The organism is Streptomyces sp. NPDC127092, from assembly GCF_042722475.1.
GTDB lineage: Bacteria > Actinomycetota > Actinomycetes > Streptomycetales > Streptomycetaceae > Streptomyces.
In genome coordinates, this window is sequence record NZ_JBHXFE010000314.1 from 1 (window position 1) to 1,214 (window position 1,214).

A 1,214-nucleotide genomic window follows, 5' to 3' on the forward strand; every position below is an offset into this window, starting at 1 on the left:
TCGTCGGGGAGGACGGCGCGCTGCGTCCGGCCGGCGAGGCGCTCGCCGAGGCCGGGATCGAGCCGGTCGAGCTGCGGGAGAAGGAGGGCCTGGCCCTCGTCAACGGCACCGAGGGCATGCTCGGCATGCTGATCATGGCCCTGGCGGACCTCGACGAGCTCGCCGACACCGTGGACCTCACCGCCGCCATGTCCGTGGAGGCACTGCTCGGCACCGACCGCGTGTTCGTGCGGGAGCTGCATTTCCCGCTGCGCCCCCACCCGGGCCAGGCGGCCTCCGCGGAGCGGATGCTGAAGATCCTGGCGGGCTCGCCGATCGTGGCCAGCCACAAGGAGGGCGACTCCCGCGTGCAGGACGCCTACTCGCTGCGCTGCGCCCCGCAGGTGGCCGGCGGCCTGCGCGACACCCTCGCGTACGTGCGCACCGTGGCCGAGCGCGAGCTCGCCGCGACCGTGGACAACCCGGTGGTGCTCGACGACGGCCGGGTGAGCTCGAACGGCAACTTCCACGGGGCGCCCGTGGCGTACGTGCTGGACTTCCTGGCCATCCCGGTGGCCGACGTCGCCAGCATGTCCGAGCGCCGCACCGACCGCATGCTGGACCCGGCCCGCTCACACGGGCTGCCCGCGTTCCTCGTGGACGACCCGGGCGTGGACTCCGGCATGATGATCGCCCAGTACACGCAGGCCGGGCTCGTCTCGGACATGAAGCGCCTGGCCGTGCCCGCGTCCGTGGACTCCATCCCGTCCTCCGCGATGCAGGAGGACCACGTCTCCATGGGCTGGCACGCCGCCCGCAAGCTGCGCTCGGCCGTGGAGAACTTCCGCCGCGTGCTCGCCGTCGAGCTCGTGGCCGCCGCCCGCGCGATCGAGCTGCGCGCCCCACTGCAGCCCTCCGCCGCGACCGGTGCCGCCGTCCGCGTGATCCGCGAGGCCGGCGTCCCCGGCCCCGGCCCGGACCAGTACATGGCCCCGCAGCTGGCCGCCGCCGAGCAGGCCCTGCGCGACGGGTCCGTGCTGGCCGCCGTGGCGGAGGCGCTCGCGGGCGTGTCCGCCGATGCCGAGCCGCAGGACCTGGCCAAGGAGTCCGAGGGCGCCGAGGCCGAGGGGCACTGACGCCGCAGAGCGGTCAGAGGCCACAGAGTGGTGGGGGAGAAGGCAATGGGTGTGCGCGAAAAAGCAGGGGGTGGACAACCTTTTTTCTCGGGGGGGGGC

At 74.0% G+C, this 1,214-nt stretch carries 1 protein-coding gene; it reads left to right on the forward strand.

Annotation, left to right across the window (positions count from 1 at the left end; all coding sequences use genetic code 11):
- Window positions 1-1,115, forward strand: a 1,115-nt coding sequence (locus ACFWJO_RS40010; protein WP_386873246.1) for an aromatic amino acid lyase, incomplete at its 5' end; no start/stop codon positions are given.
- Window positions 1,116-1,214: the final 99 nt, after the last annotated feature.